General features: G+C 76.6%; 20 protein-coding genes. 12 read left to right on the top strand and 8 right to left on the bottom strand.

Features of this window, described 5'->3' with window-relative positions; translation table 11 throughout:
• Positions 1 to 75 precede the first annotated feature (75 nt).
• Genes ACI8AX_RS11470 through serS form a run of 3 tightly spaced genes read right to left on the bottom strand, consistent with a single transcriptional unit; the run spans position 76 to position 3,090 of the window.
• The gene (locus ACI8AX_RS11470) at positions 76 to 879 is read right to left on the bottom strand and encodes a Cof-type HAD-IIB family hydrolase (protein ID WP_456549938.1); all 804 of its coding nucleotides are present in this window, start codon (positions 877 to 879) and stop codon (positions 76 to 78) included.
• Positions 872 to 1,795 (bottom strand): HAD family hydrolase, encoded by a 924-nt coding sequence (locus tag ACI8AX_RS11465; protein WP_456549937.1) that lies wholly within the window; start codon positions 1,793 to 1,795, stop codon positions 872 to 874. The genes ACI8AX_RS11470 and ACI8AX_RS11465 overlap by 8 nt, the downstream gene beginning before the upstream one ends.
• Positions 1,792 to 3,090: a serine--tRNA ligase gene (serS, locus tag ACI8AX_RS11460; RefSeq protein WP_456549936.1), complete on the bottom strand. Its 1,299-nt coding sequence runs from the start codon at positions 3,088 to 3,090 to the stop codon at positions 1,792 to 1,794. The genes ACI8AX_RS11465 and serS overlap by 4 nt, the downstream gene beginning before the upstream one ends.
• Before the next feature lie 95 nt (positions 3,091 to 3,185).
• On the opposite strand from serS, the gene ACI8AX_RS11455 reads away from it, so the two are divergent.
• The 3 genes from ACI8AX_RS11455 (at position 3,186) to ACI8AX_RS11445 (ending at position 5,417) form a co-directional block, all read left to right on the top strand.
• Positions 3,186 to 4,613, top strand: coding sequence for a GuaB1 family IMP dehydrogenase-related protein (locus ACI8AX_RS11455; protein WP_456549935.1), 1,428 nt, complete (start codon positions 3,186 to 3,188; stop codon positions 4,611 to 4,613).
• Positions 4,610 to 4,957: a metallopeptidase family protein gene (locus ACI8AX_RS11450; protein ID WP_456549934.1), complete on the top strand. Its 348-nt coding sequence runs from the start codon at positions 4,610 to 4,612 to the stop codon at positions 4,955 to 4,957. Before ACI8AX_RS11455 ends, ACI8AX_RS11450 begins: the two co-directional genes overlap by 4 nt.
• Before the next feature lie 127 nt (positions 4,958 to 5,084).
• Positions 5,085 to 5,417: a GroES family chaperonin gene (locus ACI8AX_RS11445; protein ID WP_456549933.1), complete on the top strand. Its 333-nt coding sequence runs from the start codon at positions 5,085 to 5,087 to the stop codon at positions 5,415 to 5,417.
• A gap of 4 nt (positions 5,418 to 5,421) precedes the next feature.
• Here the strand turns inward: ACI8AX_RS11445 and ACI8AX_RS11440 are convergent, their stop codons facing one another.
• Positions 5,422 to 5,922 carry a MarR family winged helix-turn-helix transcriptional regulator gene (locus ACI8AX_RS11440; protein WP_456549932.1) on the bottom strand — a complete coding sequence of 167 codons (501 nt, stop codon included), beginning with the start codon at positions 5,920 to 5,922 and terminating at the stop codon, positions 5,422 to 5,424.
• Between the two features lie 85 nt (positions 5,923 to 6,007).
• Between ACI8AX_RS11440 and ACI8AX_RS11435 the strand changes: the two genes are divergently transcribed.
• On the top strand, positions 6,008 to 8,089 hold the full coding sequence (locus ACI8AX_RS11435; RefSeq protein ID WP_456549931.1) for an MMPL family transporter: 2,082 nt from the start codon (positions 6,008 to 6,010) through the stop codon (positions 8,087 to 8,089).
• A gap of 4 nt (positions 8,090 to 8,093) precedes the next feature.
• Here the strand turns inward: ACI8AX_RS11435 and pheA are convergent, their stop codons facing one another.
• A complete protein-coding gene (gene pheA, locus ACI8AX_RS11430; protein ID WP_456549930.1) occupies positions 8,094 to 9,050 on the bottom strand; it encodes a prephenate dehydratase in 957 nt (318 codons plus the stop codon).
• 105 nt (positions 9,051 to 9,155) lie between these two features.
• Between pheA and ACI8AX_RS11425 the strand changes: the two genes are divergently transcribed.
• On the top strand, positions 9,156 to 10,826 hold the full coding sequence (locus tag ACI8AX_RS11425) for a diguanylate cyclase (protein WP_456549929.1): 1,671 nt from the start codon (positions 9,156 to 9,158) through the stop codon (positions 10,824 to 10,826).
• A gap of 113 nt (positions 10,827 to 10,939) precedes the next feature.
• The gene (locus ACI8AX_RS11420) at positions 10,940 to 13,639 is read left to right on the top strand and encodes a diguanylate cyclase domain-containing protein (RefSeq protein WP_456549928.1); all 2,700 of its coding nucleotides are present in this window, start codon (positions 10,940 to 10,942) and stop codon (positions 13,637 to 13,639) included.
• Positions 13,640 to 13,663: 24 nt separating this feature from the next.
• Here the strand turns inward: ACI8AX_RS11420 and ACI8AX_RS11415 are convergent, their stop codons facing one another.
• On the bottom strand, positions 13,664 to 14,791 hold the full coding sequence (locus tag ACI8AX_RS11415) for an MFS transporter (RefSeq protein ID WP_456549927.1): 1,128 nt from the start codon (positions 14,789 to 14,791) through the stop codon (positions 13,664 to 13,666).
• A gap of 345 nt (positions 14,792 to 15,136) precedes the next feature.
• Between ACI8AX_RS11415 and ACI8AX_RS11410 the strand changes: the two genes are divergently transcribed.
• The 3 genes from ACI8AX_RS11410 to ACI8AX_RS11400 all read left to right on the top strand — a co-directional run bounded on the left by ACI8AX_RS11410 (position 15,137) and on the right by ACI8AX_RS11400 (position 18,769).
• Entirely contained in the window at positions 15,137 to 15,736 is a 600-nt protein-coding gene (locus ACI8AX_RS11410; protein WP_456549926.1) for a TMEM165/GDT1 family protein, read from the top strand.
• Positions 15,737 to 15,831: 95 nt separating this feature from the next.
• Positions 15,832 to 17,280 (top strand): diguanylate cyclase domain-containing protein, encoded by a 1,449-nt coding sequence (locus ACI8AX_RS11405; protein WP_456549925.1) that lies wholly within the window; start codon positions 15,832 to 15,834, stop codon positions 17,278 to 17,280.
• Positions 17,281 to 17,332: 52 nt separating this feature from the next.
• Positions 17,333 to 18,769, top strand: coding sequence for a diguanylate cyclase domain-containing protein (locus ACI8AX_RS11400; protein WP_456549924.1), 1,437 nt, complete (start codon positions 17,333 to 17,335; stop codon positions 18,767 to 18,769).
• On the opposite strand, the gene ACI8AX_RS11395 is transcribed toward ACI8AX_RS11400, so the two are convergent.
• Entirely contained in the window at positions 18,741 to 19,313 is a 573-nt protein-coding gene (locus tag ACI8AX_RS11395) for a TetR/AcrR family transcriptional regulator (RefSeq protein ID WP_456549923.1), read from the bottom strand. The two genes, ACI8AX_RS11400 and ACI8AX_RS11395, sit on opposite strands and share 29 nt — an antisense overlap.
• A gap of 75 nt (positions 19,314 to 19,388) precedes the next feature.
• Here ACI8AX_RS11395 and ACI8AX_RS11390 point away from each other — a divergent pair, with 75 nt between their 5' ends.
• The gene (locus tag ACI8AX_RS11390; RefSeq protein ID WP_456549922.1) at positions 19,389 to 19,778 is read left to right on the top strand and encodes an antibiotic biosynthesis monooxygenase family protein; all 390 of its coding nucleotides are present in this window, start codon (positions 19,389 to 19,391) and stop codon (positions 19,776 to 19,778) included.
• On the opposite strand, the gene ACI8AX_RS11385 is transcribed toward ACI8AX_RS11390, so the two are convergent.
• The gene (locus tag ACI8AX_RS11385; RefSeq protein WP_456549921.1) at positions 19,757 to 20,614 is read right to left on the bottom strand and encodes a nucleoside-diphosphate sugar epimerase; all 858 of its coding nucleotides are present in this window, start codon (positions 20,612 to 20,614) and stop codon (positions 19,757 to 19,759) included. The two genes, ACI8AX_RS11390 and ACI8AX_RS11385, sit on opposite strands and share 22 nt — an antisense overlap.
• Positions 20,615 to 20,697: 83 nt before the next feature.
• On the opposite strand from ACI8AX_RS11385, the gene ACI8AX_RS11380 reads away from it, so the two are divergent.
• Positions 20,698 to 21,129: a MarR family winged helix-turn-helix transcriptional regulator gene (locus ACI8AX_RS11380; protein WP_456549920.1), complete on the top strand. Its 432-nt coding sequence runs from the start codon at positions 20,698 to 20,700 to the stop codon at positions 21,127 to 21,129.
• Positions 21,130 to 21,181: 52 nt separating this feature from the next.
• Positions 21,182 to 21,937, top strand: a complete 756-nt coding sequence (locus ACI8AX_RS11375; protein WP_456549919.1) for a MerR family transcriptional regulator — start codon at positions 21,182 to 21,184, stop codon at positions 21,935 to 21,937.
• Positions 21,938 to 21,985: the final 48 nt, after the last annotated feature.

Here is a 21,985-nt window from a genome sequence, read left to right as displayed (position 1 = left end):
CTCCGCGGCGGCACCGGCAGGAGTCTCGGCAGCCGGGTGCCCGGCTTGAGCCGAGGCGGGGCCGTCGGGGTCGGCTCAGAGAGCGGCCAGGAAGGCCGCCACGCCGTCCTCCTCGTTGGTGCCGGTGACGTCGGTGGCAACGGCGAGCAGGTCGGGGTGGGCGTGGGCCATCGCGACCGCCCGTCCGCCGGCGGCACGCACCCACTCGAAGGCCGCGATGTCGTTGGGCATGTCACCGAAGACGACGACGTCGGCCGGGTCCACCCCGTGCTGCCCGGCGACCTTGGCCAGCCCGCTGGCCTTGGTGACGCCGGGGGCGGAGATCTCGGCGAGCGCGTCGGTGGAGGAGTTGGTGACCGTGGCGCGGCAGCCGGCGACGCGCTCGACCAGGCCCACGAACTCGTCGCGCGGCAGCGACTCGTGCCGGGCCAGCAGCTTGGCCACGGGCGCGGCGACCATCTCGTCGAGCGTGGCCACCGCCACGCCGGGGGCGTCGGCGTCCCAGCGCGGCTGGTAGATCGGCTCGTGGCGGAACTCCAGCCCGTACTCCACCGCGAACCAGGTGTCCGGCTGCAGCCGCCGCAGCTCCGCCGTCAGCTCCTGGAGCACCTCGGGGGCGAGCACGTCCTCGTCGAGGATCGTGAAGCTCTCCAGGTCCAGCAGGACGGCGCCGTTGCAGCACACGGCCGTGCCGTGCCGCAGCTGCTCGCGGATGCGGACCATCCACCGCGGCGGGCGGCCGGTCGCCAGCACCACCGGGACGCCTGCGGCGCGCCACCGCTCGAGCTCGGTCACCGTCTCGGCGCTGACGGTGTCGTCCCCGCGCAGCAGGGTGCCGTCCATGTCGCTGGCGATGAGCCGCGGCCGCCAGTCAGACACCGGACGCCTCCCGGCCGAAGACGGCCTCCAGGTACTGCGCGACACCGTCGACGTCGTGCCCGCTGGTGCGCGTCTGCGCCGCGGCCCGCACCGCCGGGTGCGCGTTGGCGACGGCGACGGAGCGGCCCCCGGCCTCGTTGACGGCGGTGATCATCGGCAGGTCGTTGGGCATGTCGCCGAAGACCAGCACGTCGGCGAGGTCGACGCCGTAGCGCTCCAGGGCGACCGCGAGCCCGGTGGCCTTGGTGATCCCCGGCGGCAGCACCTCGATGAAGCCGAGCCCGGCGTGGGTCAGTTCGGCGTCGCGCGGGTCGACCGCGGACCGGGCGCGGGCGAGCAGCTCGTCCTGGCCGAGGGACGACGAGCGCAGGAACACCTTGAGCACCGCGCCCGGCGGCAGCACCTGGTGCCGCGGCAGCAGGTGGGCGGGCTCGGGGTAGGGCCACTCGAAGCCGTGCTGCACCCGCAGCTGGGTGTGCACCTCGCCCTGCTCGGCGGCGTCCTCCACCGCGACGACGAGCTCGCCGGCCACGTGCTCGATCCGCTCGATGACCGCCTGCGCCTGCGCGCGCGGCAGGCCGACCGTCCGCAGCACCTCGTCGCGCTCCAGGTCGACGACGAAGCCGCCCTGCGCGAGCACGGCGATGCCCCGGCCGTCGAGTGCGGCGCGGACGCTGTCGAGCAGCCGCGGCCCGCGCCCGGTGACGCCGACGACCGGCACGCCCGCGTCCCAGCAGGCCTCCAGCGCGGCGCGGGTGCGCGGGCTGACCTCGGAGTCGCCGTCGAGCAGCGTGCCGTCGAGGTCGCTGGCCACGAGCTTCGGCCGCCACGGGCCGACGTCGCCGAGCTCGACGACCTCGTCGTAGCCGGCCAGGACGCCGTGCGCCCGCACCGGCCCCGGCGTCCCCGACGTCATGACCCCACCGGCACCGGGGCGGCCAGCGTCATGCCCGGGGTGAGCACCTCGTGCCCGCCCAGCCACGGCCGCAGCGCCGTCGGCACGTGCACCGAGCCGTCGGCCCGCTGGTGCACCTCGAGCAGGCAGGCGATGGTGCGGGCGATGGCGCAGAGGGTGCCGTTGAGCGTGGCCGCCGTCTGCGGCTTCCCGTCGGCGTCCCGGTAGCGGATGGCCAGCCGGCGGGCCTGGAAGGTGGTGCAGTCCGAGGTGCTGGTCAGCTCCCGGTAGGTGCCCTGGCTGGGGAACCACGCCTCGATGTCGTACTTCCGCGCGGCGCTGGTGCCCAGGTCCCCGGCGGCGATGTCGACCACCCGGTAGGGCAGCTCGAGGGCCTGGAGGAACTCCTCCTCCCAGGCCAGCAGCCGGCGGTGCTCCTCGGCGGCCTCCTCGGGCCGGCAGAAGCTGAACATCTCGACCTTGTCGAACCAGTGCACGCGGATGATGCCGCGGGTGTCCTTGCCGTAGGAGCCGGCCTCGCGGCGGAAGCACGACGACCAGCCGGCGTACCGGCGCGGCCCGGCCGACAGGTCGAGCACCTCGTTGCTGTGCATTCCGGCCAGCGCGACCTCGGAGGTGCCCACCAGGTACAGGTCGTCGCGCTCGACCCGGTAGACCTCCTCGTCGTGCTCGCCGAGGAAGCCGGTGCCCTCCATCGCCTCGGGCCGCACCAGCGCGGGTGCGACCACGGGGGTGAACCCGGCGGCGACGGCGCGGCTGATCGCCAGCTGGGCCAGGGCGAACTCGAGCAGCGCGCCCGGGCCGGTGAGGAAGTAGAACCGGGCGCCGGAGACCTTCGCCCCGCGCTCCATGTCGATCGCGCCGAGCGCCTCGCCGATCTCGAGGTGGTCGCGCACCGGGAAGTCGTAGGCGGGCACCTCCCCGACGGTGCGGAGGGTGACGGCGTCGTCCTCCCCGCCGGGCGGGACGTCGTCGTGCACGACGTTGGCGATCCGCAGGTGCGCCTCGCGCAGCGCGGCGTCGGCCGCGCGCTGCGCCTCCTCGGCCTCCTTGACCTGCGCGGCCAGCGCCTTGGCCCGCTCCAGGACGGCGGGGCGCTCCTCCGGGGTGGCCTTCCTGACCGCCTGCGAGGCCGACTTCTGCTCGGCGCGCAGGTCGTCGGCCCGCTTGACCGCCTCGCGGCGGACGGCGTCGGCGGCGAGCAGGTCGTCGACGCGGGACTCGTCGGCTCCCCGGGCGCGCTGGCTGGCACGGACGGCGTCGGGGTGCTCGCGCGCGAGTCGCAGGTCGATCACCAGCCGAGGGTAACGAGAGCCGCCCCCGCGACGGCGCCGGTGACGTGAGCACGGCGCCCGACCGCGGTGTGGCCCGGTGGGGCGACAATCGACGCATGCGGTTCCTGCAGCGGCCCTCGCACGACCTCACCTACGCCGACGTGTTCATGGTGCCCAACCACTCCACCGTGGGCTCCCGGCTCGAGGTCGACCTGACCACGCCGGACCGCGTGGGGACGACGATCCCGGTGGTCGTGGCCAACATGACCGCCATCAGCGGCCGGCGGATGGCCGAGACCGCGGCCCGGCGCGGCGGGCTGGCCGTGATCCCGCAGGACATCCCGGTCGACGTCGTCTCCGAGGTCATCAGCTGGGTCAAGGCCCGGCACCCGGTCTACGACACCCCGATCACGCTCTCCCCCACCTCCACGGTCGGCGAGGCGCTGTCGCTGCTCACAAAGCGCGCGCACGGCATCGTCGTGGTCGTCGAGGGCGGCAGCCCGGTCGGCGTGGTCACCGACGGCGCCTGCCAGGGCGTGGACCGGTTCACCCAGCTGTCCGAGGTCATGGCCCGTGACCCGCTGACCATCCAGGCCGGCACCGACCTGCCGAAGATCTTCGACGTGCTGTCCGACGAGCGGGTCAGCGCCGCCCCGGTGGTCGAGGGCGACCGGCTGGTCGGCGTGATCACCCGCAAGGGCGCGCTGCGCTCGGCGCTCTACCAGCCGGCCACCGGCCCCGACGGACTCCTGCTCACCTCGGCCGCCGTCGGCATCAACGGCGACGTCGCGGGCAAGGCGGGCGCGCTGCTCGCCGCCGGGGTCGACGTGCTCGTCGTCGACACCGCGCACGGCCACCAGGAGAAGGCGGTCGAGGCGGTCCGCGCGGTGCGCTCGGTGGCCGGCTCCGTGCCGGTGGTGGCCGGGAACGTGGTCACCGCCGAGGGCACCCGCGACCTGGTCGAGGCCGGCGCCGACGTCGTGAAGGTCGGCGTCGGCCCCGGCGCCATGTGCACCACGCGGATGATGACCGGCGTCGGCCGGCCGCAGTTCTCCGCGGTCGAGGAGTGCGCCGCGGCCGCCCGGGCGCTGGGCAAGCACGTGTGGGCCGACGGCGGGGTGCGCCACCCGCGCGACATCGCGCTGGCGCTGGCCGCCGGCGCGGCCAACGTGATGGTCGGCTCCTGGTTCGCCGGCACCTACGAGAGCGCCGGCGACATCCACGACGACGGCAACGGCCGGCTGTACAAGGAGTCGTTCGGCATGGCCTCGGCGCGCGCGGTGAAGGCCCGGACGTCGGCGCAGAGCGGCTTCGAGCGGGCCCGGGCGGGGCTGTTCGAGGAGGGCATCAGCTCCTCGCGCATGTACCTGGACCCGGCGCGTCCCGGCGTCGAGGACCTGATCGACCAGATCGTGGCCGGGGTGCGGTCCTCCTGCACCTACGCCGGGGCCCGCACCGTCGACGAGCTGCACGAGCGCGCGGTGCTGGGGGTGCAGAGCGCGGCCGGCTACGAGGAGGGCCGGCCGCTGCCGACCAGCTGGTGAGGGCACTGCCGCGCGAGCAGTTCGAGGAGCTGGTCGCCGACGCGCTCGACGAGGTCCCGCAGGAGCTCATGCGGCTGCTGGACAACGTCGTCGTCCTCGTGGAGGACCGCAACCCCGACGAGCCGGACCTGCTCGGGCTCTACGAGGGGTTCGCGCTGACCGAGCGCGGCTGGCACTACGGCGGCGAGCTGCCCGACCGGATCATGATCTACCGCGAGGCCATCTGCGACGTCTGCGAGACCGAGGACGACGTGGTCGAGGAGGTCACGATCACCGTCGTCCACGAGATCGCCCACCACTTCGGCATCGACGACGCCCGCCTCCACGAGCTCGGCTGGGGCTAGTCGAAGGACCCGCCTGCTCCCCACCCCACGCTCCGCGCGGTGCGGGCCCCTGCGAGGAGGACCGGAGGCGTCGGCCTTCGTCGGCCTTCGTCGGCCTTCGTCGGAGCGCCGCGTAACGTGGACCGACGTGGCCGACGTCAAGGGCAATGGGCTGCCGATCAAGATGCTGCACGACCGCGTGCTGGTCTCCCTGCGCAAGGAGGACGGCGAGCGGCGCTCCACCGGCGGCATCCTGATCCCGGCCACCGCCCAGGTCGCCAAGCGGCTGGTGTGGGGCGAGGCCCGCGGGGTCGGCAGCAGCGTCCGCCAGGTGAAGGTCGGCGACCAGGTGCTGTTCTCCCCCGAGGACCAGCACGAGGTCGAGGTCCACGGCGAGGACCTGGTGATCCTCCGCGAGCGCGACGTGCACGCCGTCGCCGCCGAGCGCATCGAGGACGCCAACACCGGCCTCTACCTCTGAGGTCTCACCCCGGCTCCCCCGTGCGGGCGTGCCGGGCGACCACCTCCGTCATGTCCGTGAGGAACCGCGTGACCACCGCGATCTCCTCGTCGCTGTAGTCCCGCATCGCCTCGACCAGGTCCGCGGCCAGCCCGCCGAAGTGCTCGGCACCGGCGGCCATCGCCTGCTCGGACATCTCCAGCGACACCCGGCGCCGGTCGTCGGCGTCGCGCACCCGGCGCACGTGACCGACCCGCTCCAGCCGGTCGACCAGCGCGGTCACCGACGCCGACCGCAGGTCGACCGCCGCGCCCAGGCCTCCGGCGGTCAGCGCCTCGCCCCGCCGCGCCGCGTCCATGATCGCCACGAGCGCCCGGACGTCGGTGCGGTTGAGCCCGTGCTCGGTGGCGAACCGGGCGGTCACCGCGTCCAGCTCCACGTTCAGCCGGCGCAGCAGCAGCCCGACCTCCCGGCGCGCCGCCGTCGCCGGGTCGTTCCCCGGCCGCTCCCCCGCCCGCGACGCCATCGCCCCTCCGTCCCCGAGGTGCCCATCCTCCCGCACCCCGATATCCTCTCGATCATCGAGATGTTCGTCCATCGAAGGATGTCTGGTGCGCCGCTCCGCCCGCTGGCTGCTGCCGGCCCTCGCCGTCCTCGCCTGGCTCGCGCTGTCGGCGCCCCTCGGGCCCCTCGGCGGCCGGCTCGGCGAGGTCCAGACCAGCGACTCCGCCGACTTCCTGCCCGACAGCGCCGAGTCGACGCGGGTCTCCGAGCTGCTGCGGGAGTTCGACACGGAGCGCTCGCTGCCGGTGGTCCTGCTCTGGGAGGGCGACGACGGCCCGCTCGGCACCGCCGCCCTGGACGAGGTCACCGCCCGGGTCGGCGAGGCGGTCGCGCTGGCCGAGGAGGCCGGCGCGCTCAACGGCGAGCCGTCCCCGCCGATCCCGTCGGAGGACGGCGCGGCGGTGCAGGCGGTGCTGCCCTTCTCCCCCGACCTCGGCGAGGCGCTCGGGCCGGTCGTCGAGGACCTGCGCGCGCTGCCCGCGGTCGACGGCGCCACCGGGTACGTCACCGGCCCCGGCGCGCTGTTCAGCGACTTCGCCGAGGGGTTCTCCGGCATCGACGGTCTGCTGCTGCTCGCGGCGTTCGGCGTCGTCCTCGTGATCCTGCTGGTCGTCTACCGCAGCCCGCTGCTGCCGCTGCTGGTGATCGGCACCGCCGGCCTGGCGCTCACCGTCACGCTCGCCATCGCCTACCTGCTGGCCGACCGTGGCTGGATCGAGGTCAGCGGGCAGAGCCAGGGCATCGCCTCGATCCTCGTCGTCGGCGCGGCCACCGACTACGGCCTGCTGCTGGTGGCCCGCTACCGCGAGGAACTGCGGCGGGAGGAGTCCCGGTTCACCGCCGCGCGGGCGGCCCTGCGGCAGTCGTGGGAGCCGATCGCCGCCTCCGGGGGCACCGTCGTCCTCGGCGTGGCCTGCCTGCTCTTCTCCGACCTGGGCAGCAACCGCGGCCTGGGCCCGATCTCGGCCGTCGGGATCGGCGTCGCCGTGCTCGCCGCGCTGAGCTTCCTGCCGGCGGCGCTCGCCCTGCTCGGGCGGGCGGCGTTCTGGCCGTTCCGCCCCCGGTACGGCAGCGAGCAGGCGCACGGCCGCGGCTGGGAGCGGGTCGCCGCCGCGGTCGGCCGCCGGCCGCGGCGGGCGCTGCTGGGCAGCGTCGGCCTGCTGGTCGTGCTGGCCGCGTTCGTGCCGACCTTCGACGCCGACGGCATCCCCCTGTCCGAGGCCGTGCGGGGTGGGTCCCCGTCGGGCGAGGGCCAGGTGGCGCTGGCGCGGCACTTCGACGCGGGCGCGGCCACGCCGGCGAGCATCGTCACCCCCGCCGAGGGCTGGGAGGACGTGGCCGGGGCCGCCGCCGCGGTCGACGGCGTGGCGGCCGTGGAGCCCTGGACCGGGCAGCCGGGCCGACCGCCCGGGGAGGACGCCGCGCCGCTCGAGGTCGGCGGGCTGGTCCGGCTCGACGCCACCCTCGCCGACGCCCCGGACAGCACGGCGGCCCAGGAGACCGTGGCCGACCTGCGGGAGGCGGTGCGCGACGCGGACCCGGACGCCCTGGTCGGCGGCTCCACCGCCCAGGACCTCGACACCCAGGAGACGGCGGCGCGCGACCTCGCGGTCATCGTGCCGCTGGTGCTGCTGGTGATCACGGCCGTGCTGGCGCTGCTGCTGCGCTCGCTGGTCGCCCCGGTGCTGCTGGTCCTGACCACCGTGCTGAGCACCGCCGCCACCCTCGGCGTCGCGGCGCTGGTGTTCGACCCGCTCTTCGGCTTCCCCAGCAGCGACCCGCAGCTGCTGCTCATCGGGTTCGTGTTCCTGGTCGCGCTGGGGATCGACTACAACATCTTCCTCATGACCCGGGCCCGGGAGGAGTCGTCCCGCCACGGGGCGGCCGACGGCGTGCTGCGGGCGCTGACGGTCACCGGCGGGGTGATCACCAGCGCCGGCCTGGTGCTGGCGGCGACGTTCGGCGCGCTGACGGTGCTGCCGCTGGTGCTCCTCATCCAGCTGGGGTTCCTCGTCGGCTCCGGCGTCCTGCTCGACACCTTCGTCGTCCGCACGTTGATGGTCCCGGCCGCCGTCCGGCTGCTCGGCGACCGCGTGTGGTGGCCGGGCCGGCTCGCCCGGCGGGCCTGACCGGTCAGACGCGGCCGGCGCGCACCTCGGCCAGCCAGGCCTCGGCGTCGGTGAACGCCGCGTCGGTCGCCTCGTCGGCGACCGGCCGGTTCTCGCGGTCGTCGGCGCGCGGGTAGGAGCCGAGGAAGCGGACGCCCTCGCAGACCCGGTGCAGTGCCGCGAGCGCCTCCCCCACCCGCGCCTCGGCCACGTGCCCCTCGCAGTCGAGGGAGAACGAGTAGACCCAGCGGCGCTCGCGGGTGGGCCGCGACTCGATCCGGGTCAGGCTGATCCCGCGGACGGCGAACTCCCGCAGCACCTCCAGCAGCGCGCCCGTCCGGTCGGCCACGACCGCCACCAGCGAGGTCTTGTCGTTGCCGGTCGGCTCGGGGAGCGGCCCGGGCCGGGTGACGACGACGAAGCGGGTGACCGCGCCGCGGTGGTCGGCGATGTCCTCGGCGAGCGGCTCGAGCCCGTAGCGCTGCGCGGCGATCGGGGCGCAGACGGCGGCGTCGTACCGGCCCTCGGCCACGGCCGCGGCGGCGCCGGAGGTGGAGCTCTCCGACTGCGGCGGCAGGCCGGGCAGGTGCTCGGCCAGCCAGCGCGCGGTCTGGGCGAGGGCGTGCGGGTGGCTGGCGACCGAGCGGACCTCGGCCAGCGCCGTCCCCGGGCGCGCGGCCAGCACGAACGTCGGCTCGAGGAACACCTCGCGCGTGATCAGCAGCGGATCGCCGTCGGCCAGCCCGTCCATGGTGGCCGGCACCGAGCCCTCGATGCTGTTCTCGAACGGCACCAGCGCGGCGTCGACCTCGCCGGACCGGACGGCGGCGAGCGCGGCGGCGACCGTGGGCCGGGGCGACCGCGGGGCGGAGTCCCCGACTGCCCTGCTCAGCGCCGACTCGGCGAAGGTACCCTCGGGGCCCAGGTAGGCGAACCGCGTCGGGGACGTGCTGGTCTGCGTGCTGACGGGCATCGCGGGCATCCGACGAGGGTAGTGCGGGCGGGGTCGACGGGACGTCGGCCCCGGGGGAACCGCCTCGCCGCCGGTCGCAGCGGCCGGCCGCCAGCTCGCGGAGTGGAGGGATGCGTGACCCCCGGCACCATCCGCGTCACTGAGCGTGATCTGGATGCTGCGCTCTGGCGTCTCCTCGCCGCCAGCGACCGCGTCGACCCCGTCGTCTTCGCCCGGGAGCACGACGCCGCCGCCGAGCTGCTGGCCGCCACCACCGACCCGGCCTGGGTGGCGTGGCGGCACGCCTTCGACGCCCGCCGCGCGCTGGTCGACGCCGACGGCGAGGCCGCGGCGGCCGCCGCCGGCGCCGCCCGGACCGCGCTGGGCGGCTGCCCGCCCTCGGCGCTGACCGCGCTTACCCTCGCCTACCTCGGGCACGTCGAGGCCACCGCCGACCACGTCGACTCGGCGATGCTGCTGGCCGTCGACGCCAGCCTGCTGGCCGAGGCCTCGGGCGGGGCCCCGGGCGGGACGCCGAGCCGCGCCTCCGCCCAGGCACACGTGTGGCTGTCGCTGACCCTCGGCGCCCTCGACCTGGAGCAGCTCGCGGTGGCGCAGGCCCTGCAGGGTTCCCGGATCGCGGCCGCTCTCCCCGACCTCGGCGACCGCTGGCAGCTGCTGCGGCTGTGCGCCCAGCAGCACGTGGAGCTCGCCCAGACCCGCTGCCGCCGCGGCGAGGACGTGCGCGCCGGCGAGCTGGCCGCGGTCGCGCTGGGCTGCGCCACGGAGGCGCGCGGCCTCGACGTCGAGCCCGACCCCGCCGACCAGGACCTGCTCGACGTCGTCCAGGCCTGGGCGATGGCCTGCGCCGGCGACCTCGACGGCGCGCTCGGGCCGCTGCGGCGGGCGCACCGGCGGGTGCACCGCGACGGCGGCGTGTGGCTGCGCGGCTACACCGACCTCGCGCTGGCCCGGCTGCTGACCCGCCTGTCCCAGGAGCGGGCCGGCGGCGGGCACGCGGAGGAGGCGACCGACCTGCTGGTCGACGCGGCCGGCGCCTTCGCCGCCACGGGCGACCGCCGCCGCTACCGCCAGTGCCTGCTGGAGCTGGGCCAGGCCACCGCCGCCCAGGGCCGCCCGGCCGAGGCGCTGCACTGGCTGGAGGCCTACCGCGCCGAGGCCGGCCGGGCGCACGCGCGCAGCCGGGAGCTGTGGGCGGAGATGTTCGTCCGCCGCAGCCGGCTGCGGGAGGCCGAGCGGCAGGCCGCGGTGCTGCGCAGCTACGCCATGGAGGACCCGCTCACCGGGCTGGGCAACCGGCGCAGCGCCGAGCGCCGGCTGGGCAGCATGCCGCTGGGCGACGCGCCGCTGTCGCTGGCGGTGGTCGACGTCGACCGGTTCAAGGAGGTCAACGACGACACCTCCCACTCGCACGGCGACGAGGTGCTGCGGCGGGTGGCCGACCTGCTGCGCGAGCACTGCCGCACCGGCGACGAGGTGTACCGCTGGGCCGGCGACGAGTTCCTCGTCGTGCTGCCCGAGGCGTCCGAGAGCCAGGCGCTCATGGCGATGGAGCGGCTGCGGGCGGCCGTCGCCGCCGCCGACTGGGGCGACCTCCAGCTGCCCGAGCCGGTGACGGTCAGCATCGGGGTGGCGACCGCGCCCAGCCGCGACGCCGAGCAGGCCGCCGTCCCCTCCGGCTGGCGGTCGCTGTTCGACACCGCCGACCTGCACCTGTTCAGCGCCAAGCGCGGCGGGCGCAACCGGGTGCGCGCCCCCGGCGCCGGCGGCGGGGAGGCCGGATGAGCAGCTCCCCCCGCTGGGACTCCTGTGACGAAACGGGCGACGCCCTCGTCCCCGCTCGGCGCGCCCCCGGGACGGTGCGTGACACGCACCGGAGCGGCGTGCACAGTGCGCTCGTGCCACCGGGAGCCCTGCACCACCGGGTGACCGCTGCCCTCTCCGACTGGCGCCTGGACGACGCCGAGGAGCTGCTCGCCGACGTCGAGGGGGACCCGTCCCCCTACGCGCTGCCCGGCGAGGCCGACCCCGCCGCCAGCGCCACCCTCGGCCGCGCCTGGGCCGACACGCTGCGGGCCGAGCTGCTGGTCCGCCGGCTGCGGATGGCCGGATTCACGCTCGTCGGCGACCCCGTGGAGCCCGGGGACGGCGAGCCGGCCGCCGCGCCGCTGGACCTGCACGCCGGCGTGGCCGGCCTGCTCGACCGGGCCGACGGCGACGGCGACGCGCAGACCGGCCCGGCCTCCCGCGCCGCCCTGGCCATCGCCCTCGTGCGGTCGGCGAAGGCCGCCTTCGACGCCACCGACGACGACCTGCAGCGGGCCGCCGGCCTCGCCCGGCACGCGCGGATCGAGCTGCTCTCCCGCCGGATCGACGCCGCGATGGACGAGGCGGTCGAGGCCGCCAGCCTGCTCGACCCGGCGCTGCCGCCCTCGGCGCTGCTCGTCGACACCCTCGCCACGCTCGCCGGCGTCCTCGCCGACCTGGAGCTGATGCCGCTCGCGCTGGACTACCAGCGCCGGGCGCACGAGACCGCGCTGGCCGCCGCGGCCGCCCCGGAGGCGCTGCCGGCGGAGGACGGCCGGTCGGCGGGAGACGACGCGGTGCTGGTCGCCCGCGCCGCCACCCGGCTCGGCGAGCTGTGCGCCGAGCTCGGCGAGGGCCTGCTCGACGACGGCGTGCCCGACTCCGCGGCGCCGCACTTCGCCGAGGCCCGCCGGCTGGCCGAGGACGCCCTCGCGCTGCTGCCGCCCGAGGCCGGGGACGCCGTGGTCAGCGCGCAGGTGGTGCACGGCTGGGCCCTGGTCGGCCTGGGTGAGCACGCCGCGGCGGCCGGCCCGCTGCGCGCCGCCGTCCGGATCACCAGCGCCACCGGTGACCGCGCGCTGCTGGCCGCGGCCCTGCTCGCGCTGGGCCGGGCCCTGCGCCGGCAGGGCGACGGCCGCGGCGCCGACGACCAGCTGGCCAAGGCCCTGGCGCTGGCCACCGAGCACGGCCTCCCTCGGCTGCGCCGCGCGGCGCTGCGCGAGCTGTGCACGCTGCACGCCGAGCTGGACGACGCCGGCCGGGCGCTGCCGTACCTGCAGGCGTACCTGGCCGACGAGCTGGACCGCGTCGACGAGCGGCGCACCCGCTGGGTGGAGCTGTTCGGCCGGCGCAAGAGCCTGCTGGAGACCGAGCGCGCCGCCGGGCAGCTGCGCCGGCAGGCGTACGAGGACCCGCTCACCCACCTGCCCAACCGCCGGTACGCCGAGGCGCGGCTCGACGGCCTGCTGGCCGCCGGCGCGATGCCGGCGCTGGCCGTCGTCGACGTCGACCGGTTCAAGTCGATCAACGACGCCGTGGGTCACCCGGGCGGCGACGCCGTGCTGCGCGTCGTGGCCGACCTGCTCATCGAGGGCTGCCGCGACACCGACGAGGTGTGCCGCTGGGCCGGGGACGAGTTCGTCGTCCTGCTGCCGGAGACGACCGCCGAGCAGGCCGAGCGGGCGCTGGAGCGCATCCGCCGCGCGGTGGCCGCGCACGACTGGACGGCGGTCGGGCTGGAGCGCCCGGTCACCATCAGCGTCGGGATCGCCTCGGCCACCCGGGGCGACGACCGGCGCACGCTGTTCGCCGCGGCCGACGGCGTGCTCTACGACGCCAAGCGCAGCGGCCGCGACCGCGTCGTCCGGCTGTCGGCGGTGACCCAGCGGACCGGCGCCCCGCTCGACGCCCTGTTCGGCCCGCCCCCCGAGGCCCCGGCCGAGTCCGCCGCGCCCACCGTGCCCACCGTGCCCACCGTGCCCGCCCCGTCCGCCGCCGGACCCACGGCATCGCTGCCGGCCGCCTCGCTCCCGGTGACCGACGGGCCCACCGCGGTCTCCGGCGGGTTCGCCCCGCTGCTGCTCGAGCCCGACCCGGCCGACGTCCCGCTGGCCGGGCCGCGGCCCGAGGCGGCGGCGGTCCCCGCGCCGGGCGCGGACCGGGTCCGCGGGCGCACGCCCGAGCCCGACGTCGTCTGGGCGACGGGGCGCAGCACCGAGCAGGTGCTCGCGCTGGTCCGCGAGGCACGCCGGGAGCACCCGGACCGGCCGGCGGTCGTCGTCCGCGCGACCGCGGAGACCCTCGTCGCCCTCGCGGCCGAGCACGACGCCTACACGACCGTGGACGCCACGGCCATGTCCGCGGCGGTCGGCCCGCTGCCGGAGCCGGTGGGGCAGGTCGTCGTCCTCTCCGCCGGCGGCGGGGACGCGGCCGTCGCGGCCGAGGTCGCCTTCGCGGCGCGGGTCACCGGCACCGGCGTCGTCCGCGTCGCCGACCTCGGTGGCTCCCGGATGCACAGCGGCCTGCCCGACCCGGCCGTGCTCGCCGACGCCGACTGCCTCGTGGTCGTCGCGGGGCTGGACGCCTCCCTCGCCGGTCTGGTCGCGGCCACGACCGACGTCCCGGTCGTCGCGGTGCCCACCTCCACCGGCCAGCCGGGGTCGTTCGGCGGGTTCGGCGCGCTGCTGACCATGCTCAACTCCTCCACGCCGGGCGTGGTGGTGAGCAACATCGACAACGGCCACGCCGCCGGGGTCTTCGCGGCCCGGATAGCCAGACGTTCCTCGCGATAGCGGTGGCGGACCGGCGCCGGCGGCTCAGCGCAGGTCGGGGACGGCACCCGGCCGCGGTGCGGTCCGCGGGGAGCGCGGGACGAGGGGCACGGCGGCAAGCACCAAGACGGCGACCGCCAGCGCCCCGCCCAGCGCCCACGCGGCGAACACCAGCAGCGACGTCAGCTCGATGCCGAGCCCGGCGACCGAGGTCAGCGTCGCCCGGTAGCGGCCGGTGATCCGCTCCTGCAGCCGTGCCTCGGCCACCACGAGCACGCACAGGTAGAGGCCGTAGGCGGCGGCGACGGCGACCATCGCCGCCGGCCGGGCCCACACCGCCGCGCCGGCCAGGAGCACCGCCGCCGCGGCCAGCATCCACAGCAGCGCGGTCGCCGGCAGCCGGGCCGCCCGGCCGCCGAGGGCCGCACCCAGGGCTCCGGCCATCGCCGCCGCGAGCACCACGGTGGGCACCGCGGCGGCCGGGACACCCCAGTCCCCGGCCATCACCGGCAGGTACTCCTCCAGCGCGTCGAGCCCGCCCAGCACCGCGACGGCGACGACGACCAGCCGCAGTCCCGGCCGGCGCAGGGCCACGCCCAGCGCCCGGCGCAGCGGGACGGCGTCCTCCCCGTCGTCGGGGTCCGCGGGCGGCGCCGCGGGGAAGCGCAGCGCCAGCGCGGCCGCGGCCAGGCAGATCGCGACGCTGACCCAGCCGACCAGCTCGTACCCGCCGGCGGCGAACAGCACCGTCGCCAGCCCCGCGGTGGGCACCTGCACCAGCAGCTCGGCCGCCGTCGTCCAGCCGTGCACGCGGGGGAACTCCTCCGCCGCGCCACGGGCCGCGAGGCCGTCGTGGACGAGCGCCTCCGCGGTCCCGGAGACCAGGGCGCCGGCCACGCCCCAGAAGACGAAGCCGGCCGCGAAGGACGCCGGCGTGGGCGACGCCGTCCACAGCGCGAACGCCGCGGCCTCGAGCCCGCCGGAGAGCACGAGCGCCCCCCGCCGGGACCAGCGGTCGGCGAGCACGCCGGCGGGCACCTCGGCCAGGAAGCCGGTCACCGACCAGAGCGCGAACAGCGCCGAGACCTCGGCCTGGGTCAGCCCGGTGTCGAGGAACAGCAGCGCGTACAGCGGGTAGTACGGCACGAGCCCGGCCAGGGCGGTCCAGCCCACGGCGAGGCGGGCCAGCGGCCGGGCGGCGGCCGGCAGCGGAGCCGGGCGGGGGCGGTACGGGCGTCAACGGAACGGCATGCCCGGACGGTAGCGGCGACCTGTGACCGGGCGCACGCGGATTCCCGGGCGGCGGTCGGCTAGGGTCTCCCGAGGAGAAGGGGAGTAGCCCCCCGACCGCTGGTCGACATGCTGGCGCCGCCGCGAGGTGGCTCCCGGTCAGCGGGCCCGCGCCGGCCACGGCGTGGGTGGGCGAGACCTTCGACTGGGCAGTGGACTGCGCGCTGCCGGTCGAGGGCTGCCCGCACCCCCGCCCGGCCGTGCGCCGGGCGGAAGTGGGATCTCGTGGTGGTGCTGTCGGTCGTCGCGGCCGCGTTCGTGCTGGTGCTCCCGGTGGAGCTGCCGGACAAGACGCTGTTCGCCAGCCTGGTGCTGGCCACCCGGTTCGCTCCCCTGCCGGTGTTCGTCGGGGTGGGCGCGGCGTTCGGCCTGCAGGTGGCCATCGCGGTCACGGCCGGGTCGCTGCTCACGCTGCTGCCCGAGGCGCTGGTGAGCGGCGTCGTGGCGGTGCTGTTCCTCGTCGGCGCCGTGGTGCTGTGGCGCAGCGCGAGCAGCGGTCCCGAGGACGACGACGTCGACGCCGACACGCGGGAGGGGACCTCGTTCCTGCGCGCGGCCGCCATCTCCTTCGGCGTCCTGTTCGCCGCCGAGTGGGGTGACCTGTCCCAGCTCGCCACGGCGGGCCTGGCGGCGCGCTACGAGGAGCCGCTGTCGGTGTTCCTCGGGGCGTGGGCCGCCCTCCTGGTGGTCTCCGGGCTGGCGGTGTTCCTGGGCAAGAAGCTGGCCGACCGGCTCCCGGTCGCCCTCATCCGGCGGGTGGCAGCGGCGCTGTTCGTCGTGTTCGCCGTCCTGGCGGTGGTGGAGACCGTGCGCACGCTGGCCGCCTGACGCCCCCCTCCCGGATGAGGCGCCGCCCGCGGCCCTCAAGCCGCGGGCGCGCCGCGCCGAGACCGGACTCGAAGGTCTCGGGAGGGAGGCGGATCGTGGCGTCCACGCCAGGCGGGCCGGCACGGCCGGTCGCCCTCCTCGATGCCGTCCGCGAGGCCGAGCACGACCTCGACGGCGTCGTCCGGGTGGCCGCCGCCCTGACCGGGCTGTCGTGCGCCACCGTCAACCTCTTCGACGGCGACGTGCAGCGGCAGCTGGCCCCGCACGGCTTCCCGGGGACGACGAGCCCGCTGGCGGACTCGCTGTGCGCCGGGCTGCTCGCCGGCGGCGTCACCGTGGCCACCGCCGACGACGTGGCCACCCTGCCGCGGTTCACCGGGAGCCCCTGGGTCGACGGCCAGCTCGGCCGCGTCCGGGCGTACGCCACCGCGGCGCTCGTCCTGGACGGGCACACGGTGGGCAGCCTCTGCGTCTTCGACGAGCGGCCGCACGCCTTCACCGCCGCCGAGGCCGACCGGCTGACCGACCTGGCCGCCGTCCTGGGGGCGCTGCTGGAGCGGCGGCGGCAGGCCGACGAGCTCGCCGAGCTCGCCACCGCCAGCGAGCTCGCCCGCCAGGAGCTGGAGGTGGCGCACACCGAGCTGGCCGCCTCCACGGCCTTCACCTCCGCCCTGCTCGAGGCCCTGCCGGTCGGCATCGTGGCCGCCGACGCCTCGGGCCGGGTCAACCTCTTCAACCGGGTGAGCCGGGCCTGGCACGGCCTCGACGCCGACCCGTCGGTCGCGATGCCCGACGTCCCGGCCCGGTTCGCCGTGGTGACGCCGGGCGGCCGGCCGCTGGAGGTGTCGGAGGTCCCGCTCTTCCGCGTGCTGGCCGAGGGCCGGATCGCCGACGTCCCGATGGCCATCGCCGGCCCCGACGGGCGGCTGCGGCTGGTCGAGGTCTCCGGCGAGCCCGTGCACGCACCCGACGGCGCGCTGCTGGGCGCCGTCGTGGCCATGGCCGACGTCACCGAGCGGCGGGCGTTGGAGGAGGAGCTCCGGACCGCGGCCCTGCACGACCCGCTGACCGGGCTGCCCAACCGCACGCTGCTGCTCGACCGGGTGGCGGCGCTGCTGGTCGCGGCCGGCCGCACGGGCGAGGGGTTCGCCGTCCTCTACTGCGACCTCGACGGTTTCAAGCCGGTCAACGACGTCGCCGGCCACGCGACCGGCGACATCGTCCTGCGCAAGGCCGCGCGCCGGCTGCGCGCCGCCGTCCGGCCCGGGGACACCGTGGCGCGGATCGGCGGGGACGAGTTCGTGCTCCTGTGCCCGGGGGCCCAGGACGAGGACGCCGCCCGCGTCGTCGCCGAGCGGGTCACCGCCTCCTTCACCGAGCCGCTGTGCCTGGCCGACGCGACGAGCCACCGCGTGGGCGTGAGCGTCGGCGTCGCCCTCGGCGAGGCCGGCGACACCCCCGCCTCGCTGCTCGCCCGTGCCGACGCCGCCATGTACCGGGTGAAGGCCCTGCGCCGGATCGGGCTCGCGCCCGCGAGCGCCTGAGCGGTCACCCGGACGGGGGACGGCGGGGTCCAGACAGCGTCCCCTGTGGCCGTTGTCCTCCCTGACCACCCGGCCGTTCGAGGACGAGGACGACGTGACCGCCACCCTGCGACCGCCCGCCACCCGCTCCGAGGTGCAGCGCGCGGCCCTGCGCGAGCTCGGTGCCGGCCCGGCACCGGAGCAGGCGGAGCTGCTCGCCGTCCTCCGCCTGGCCACGACCGTGACCGGCGCCGCGCACGCCGCGGTCAACCTCCTGGACGACGAGCAGCAGGTCACCCTCCTCGCCGTCCGTGCCGAGCCGTGCAGCGTGCCGCGCGTGGCGTCGCTGTGCGCCCGGACCTCGGCCCGCCCCGGCGTGTTCTGGGGGGCAGACCTGAGCGCCGACCCCGACTACGCGGACAACCCGTTCGTCGACGGCCGGTTCGCCCGGCTGCGCTTCTTCGCCAGCGCGCCGATGCGCACCGGAGACGGCGACGTGATCGGCACCATCTGCGCCTGGGACGAGGACGTGCGGGTCCTGACCCCCGAGCAGGAGGACCGGCTGGCCGACCTCGCCGAGGTCGCGCTCGCGCTGGTCGACCGCCACCGCGCCGCGCGCGACGCCGTCGCGCTGGCCCGCGCCGCCGACGAGGCCCACGCCTTCGACCGGGCTCTGTTCGACGCCCTGTCGGTGGGTGTCATCGCCTCCGACGCCGACGGGAGGCCGACCCGGGCCAACCGCGTCGTCGCGCAGTGGGCCGGGGAGCGCTGGGACGGCGAGCAGCTGGTCGACGCACCGCTGATGGAGGACCTCTACCTGGCCGACGGCGTCACGCCGCTGGACCCCGCGCGGGCGCCGCTGGTGCGCACGGTGGCCGGCGAGCACGTGCGCGACGTCGAGCTCGTCGCCGGCCCCCCGGGCGGCCCGCGGCGGATCACCCTCGCCACCGGAGAGCCGATCCGGGACGTCGACGGCGGCGTCCTGGGCGCCGTCCTCACGATCCGGGACATCACCGAGCAGCGGGCGCTGGAGCAGCGGCTGCGCGACGCGGCGCTGCACGACCCGCTGACCGGCCTGCCGAACCGGGCCCTGGTCCTCGACCGCCTGGGGCAGGCCCTGCGCACCCAGCGCCGCGAGCACCGCCCGGCCGTGGTCGTCTACTGCGACCTCGACGGGTTCAAGGCCATCAACGACTCCGCCGGCCACGCCGCCGGGGACGCGGCGCTGCTGCACACCGCCCGGGCGCTGCGCTCGGTGGTGCGCCCGGGGGACACCGTCGGCCGCATCGGGGGCGACGAGTTCGTCGTCGTGTGCTCGGGCATCGGCACCGCACGGGACGCCGAGGACCTGGTCGCGCGCATGGGGACCGCCCTGGCCGCCGGGGACGCCGGGGTGCGGGCCAGCTGCGGCACCGCACTCTCCCGACCCACGGACACCGCCGAGTCGCTGCTCCGGCGCGCCGACGAGGCGATGTACGCGGTCAAGCGCTCCCGCCGCTCCTGCTCCTGACCCGCGCCAGGCGCGCGGCCAGCGTCTGCACCTGCGCGTCGAGGTCGGGCCAGGCGGGGTCGGGTCCGGCGGCGCGCAGGGTCACCAGGCCGTGCAGCGCCGTCCAGAGCAGGGCGGCGTCGGCGGCCGGGTCGGTGCTGTCCGAGCGCCCGGCGGCCACGCAGGCACGGACGGCGTCCACGAGCAGGCCGAACGCCTCCGTGCCGCGCACCCGGCGGGGACCGAACATCGCCCGGTAGCGGGCGGGCGCGGCCAGTCCCGCCTCCACGTACGCCCGGCAGCCGGCCACCAGCCGCTCCCCCGCGTCGTCCAGCGGGGCCACGGCCTCGGCGATCGCGGCGCGGAGCCGGTCGAAGCCCTCGTCGACGACCGCGTCGAGCAGCGCCTCCAGGTCGGCGAAGTGCCCGTACACGGCCGGTGCGCTGACGCCCGCCTCCCGCGCCACCGCGCGCAGGGTGACCGCCTCGACCGCGCCGGTCCGCTCCAGCAGGGCGGCCGCCGCCCGCACCAGCTCGCCGCGCAGCTGCCCCGCCGTCCTCGTCACGCAGGTGACTTTACAGCTGTTAAGGAGCGGGTCTACGCTCGCTTTACACCTGTTAAGTCGATGGAGGAGGACGTCGTGCCGCTCATCCCCGACCTGCCGTGGACCGCCGACCGGGACACCCTCAGCGACGGCGTCGTCCTCGTCACCCGGCTCCGGCTGCGCCGGTTCCGCGACGTGCCGGCCTTCCTGCGCACGTCGCTGGCGATCCGCCGCCAGGTGGCGCGCTCACCCGGCGCCCGGTCGCTGCAGCTGCGCGCCCAGCCGCTGGCGAAGACGTTCACCACCGTCTCGTGGTGGGACGACGACGACGCCGTGCGCGCCTTCGCCCGCGCCGAGCCGCACCGGGGCGCGATGCGGGCGTGGCACCCGCGGTTGTCGGGCTTCGACAACGTGTCGCTGCCCGGGACGGCGGGCGTGGCCCCGACCGTCGACGCCGCCGTTCCTCAGGCGCTCGGCACGGCCTGACCGGCGCGGCGGAGTCGCGGCCCGGCGTCGGCGAGGAAGCCGGCCAGCGTCCGGGGCGGCCGCCCGGTCACCCGCTCGACGGCGTCGGTCACGGTCGCGAAGCTGCCGTCGCGCACACGCTCGTACGTCACCGCGAGGAGCTCCCGGTCGAAGCCCTCGGCCCCGGCCACGGCCTCGGCGGACGCGAGCTCGCGGTGCGCCACCGGGCCGCCCACGGCACGGGACAGCAGCTCCGCGGTGCGCGGCAGCGACAGCGCCTCGGGCCCGGTCAGCTCGTACACGGCGCCGGCATGCCCGTCGTCGAGCAGCGCCCGCCCGGCCACCGCGGCGATGTCACGTGCGTCGATCCAGGCGATGCGCGCGCCGCCGCTCGCGAACGGCAGCTCCCCGCCGGCCACGGCCCGGTCCAGGCCGAAGCGCGGGTCGGTGAGGACCTGCATGAACCAGCTCGGCCGCAGGACGGTCCAGGCGTGCCGGCCGCCGCGCACCGCGCGCTCGACCCGGGGCGCCCAGCCGTCCGGCCCTGTGGAGTCCGCGTCCTGCTCGGACAGCAGCACCACGCGCGCCGCGCTCGGCAGGACCTCCAGGAGCGCGGCCACCAGCTCCGGCGCGTCCGCCCGGTCCGGGCGGACGAGGTACACGGCGTCCACGCCCTCGGTCGCCGCCGGCCAGCCGGCCGGGCGGTCCCACGAGAAGCCGGTCGGCCGCACGCCGTCGAGGTCGACCGCCGCCGGGTCGCTGCTGCCGCCGAGCACCTCGGCGCCCCGGGCGGCGAGCAGCTCCGCCAGGGGGACGCCGGTCTTGCCGCGGACACCGGTGACGAGGACACGGGTCATGGCTCTCCTCCAGATACTTGAGTCACTGAAGTACCTGGCCGATGCAAGCACCATTACCTGAGTGGGTCAACTAATCTCGGGGGATGACCGAGGGAGCGGGTGCGCTGGACCAGCAGCTGTGGGACCTCGTGTACGCCTACGACGCGGCATACGACCGCGCGGCCCAGCAGGCCGGGCTGAGCGCGGCCCAGGCCTGCCTCCTCGACAGCCTGACCGGCGGCGGCCGGGCCATGGGCGAGCTCGCCGCGGACCTGCTCTGCGACGCCTCGAACGTGACCCAGCTCGTGGCGCGGGCCGAGGCCCGCGGGTGGGTGACCCGCGCACCCGACCCGGCCGACCGGCGGGTCAAGCGGGTCTCGATCACCCCGGCGGGCCGCCGCGTGCACCGCGAGGTGCGGCAGGCCTTCGGCTTCCCCGCCGAACGCCTCGCCCGCCTGACCGACGGCGAGCGGCGCCAGCTCTCCGGGCTGCTCGCCAAGCTGCTGGCGGCCGACCTCCCCGCCGATCCCGCTTGACCCTGACGCGACGTCAGGCCGTGCACTGGGCGCGTCACAGAGAGGAGGACCCGTGAACGTGGGAGAGGTCGCGGCCCTGACCGGGGTCACGGTGCGCACGCTGCACCACTACGACCGGATCGGGCTGCTGTCGCCGTCCGGGCGCAGCGCGGCCGGGTACCGGCGGTACTCGGCGGCCGACCTCGACCGGCTCCACCAGGTGCTGGTCTACCGCGAGCTCGGGTTCGGCCTCGAGGAGGTCGCGACCCTGCTGGACGACCCCGACGCCGACCCCCTGGAGCACCTGCGCCGGCAGCACCGGCTGCTCCTGGACCGGCTCGAGGCCGACCGGCAGCTCCTCGCGGCCGTCGAGAAGGAGATGGAGGCACGGCAGATGGGGATCTCCCTGACCCCCGAGGAGCGGTTCGAGGTCTTCGGCGAGCACGACCCGGCGCAGTACGAGGCCGAGGTGCAGGAGCGCTGGGGCGAGACCGACGCCTACCGGCAGTCGCGGGAGCGCAGCCGCGGCTACACCAAGGGGGACTGGCTGCGGATCAAGGCCGAGGGCGAGGACCTGATGGGGCGGATGGCCGACGCGCTGCGCGGCGGCGTCGCGCCCGACTCGCCGCCGGCGATGGACCTCGCCGAGGAGCACCGGCAGCAGATCGCGCGCAACTTCTACGACTGCCCGCCGGAGATGCACGCCGGCCTGGGCCGGATGTACGTCGAGGACGAGCGGTTCACCGCCACCTACGAGGCGGTCGCCCCCGGCCTCGCGCAGTGGGTGAGCACCGCCGTCCAGGCCAACGCCGCCCGCCAGGGGAGCTGATCCCCCTCGACGAGATCTGCACACTCGTCGCCATGAGCGCCTGGTGGT

It is taken from the genome of Blastococcus sp. SYSU D00813 (assembly GCF_054050735.1).
This window is presented reverse-complemented; position numbering and strand designations above follow the sequence as displayed.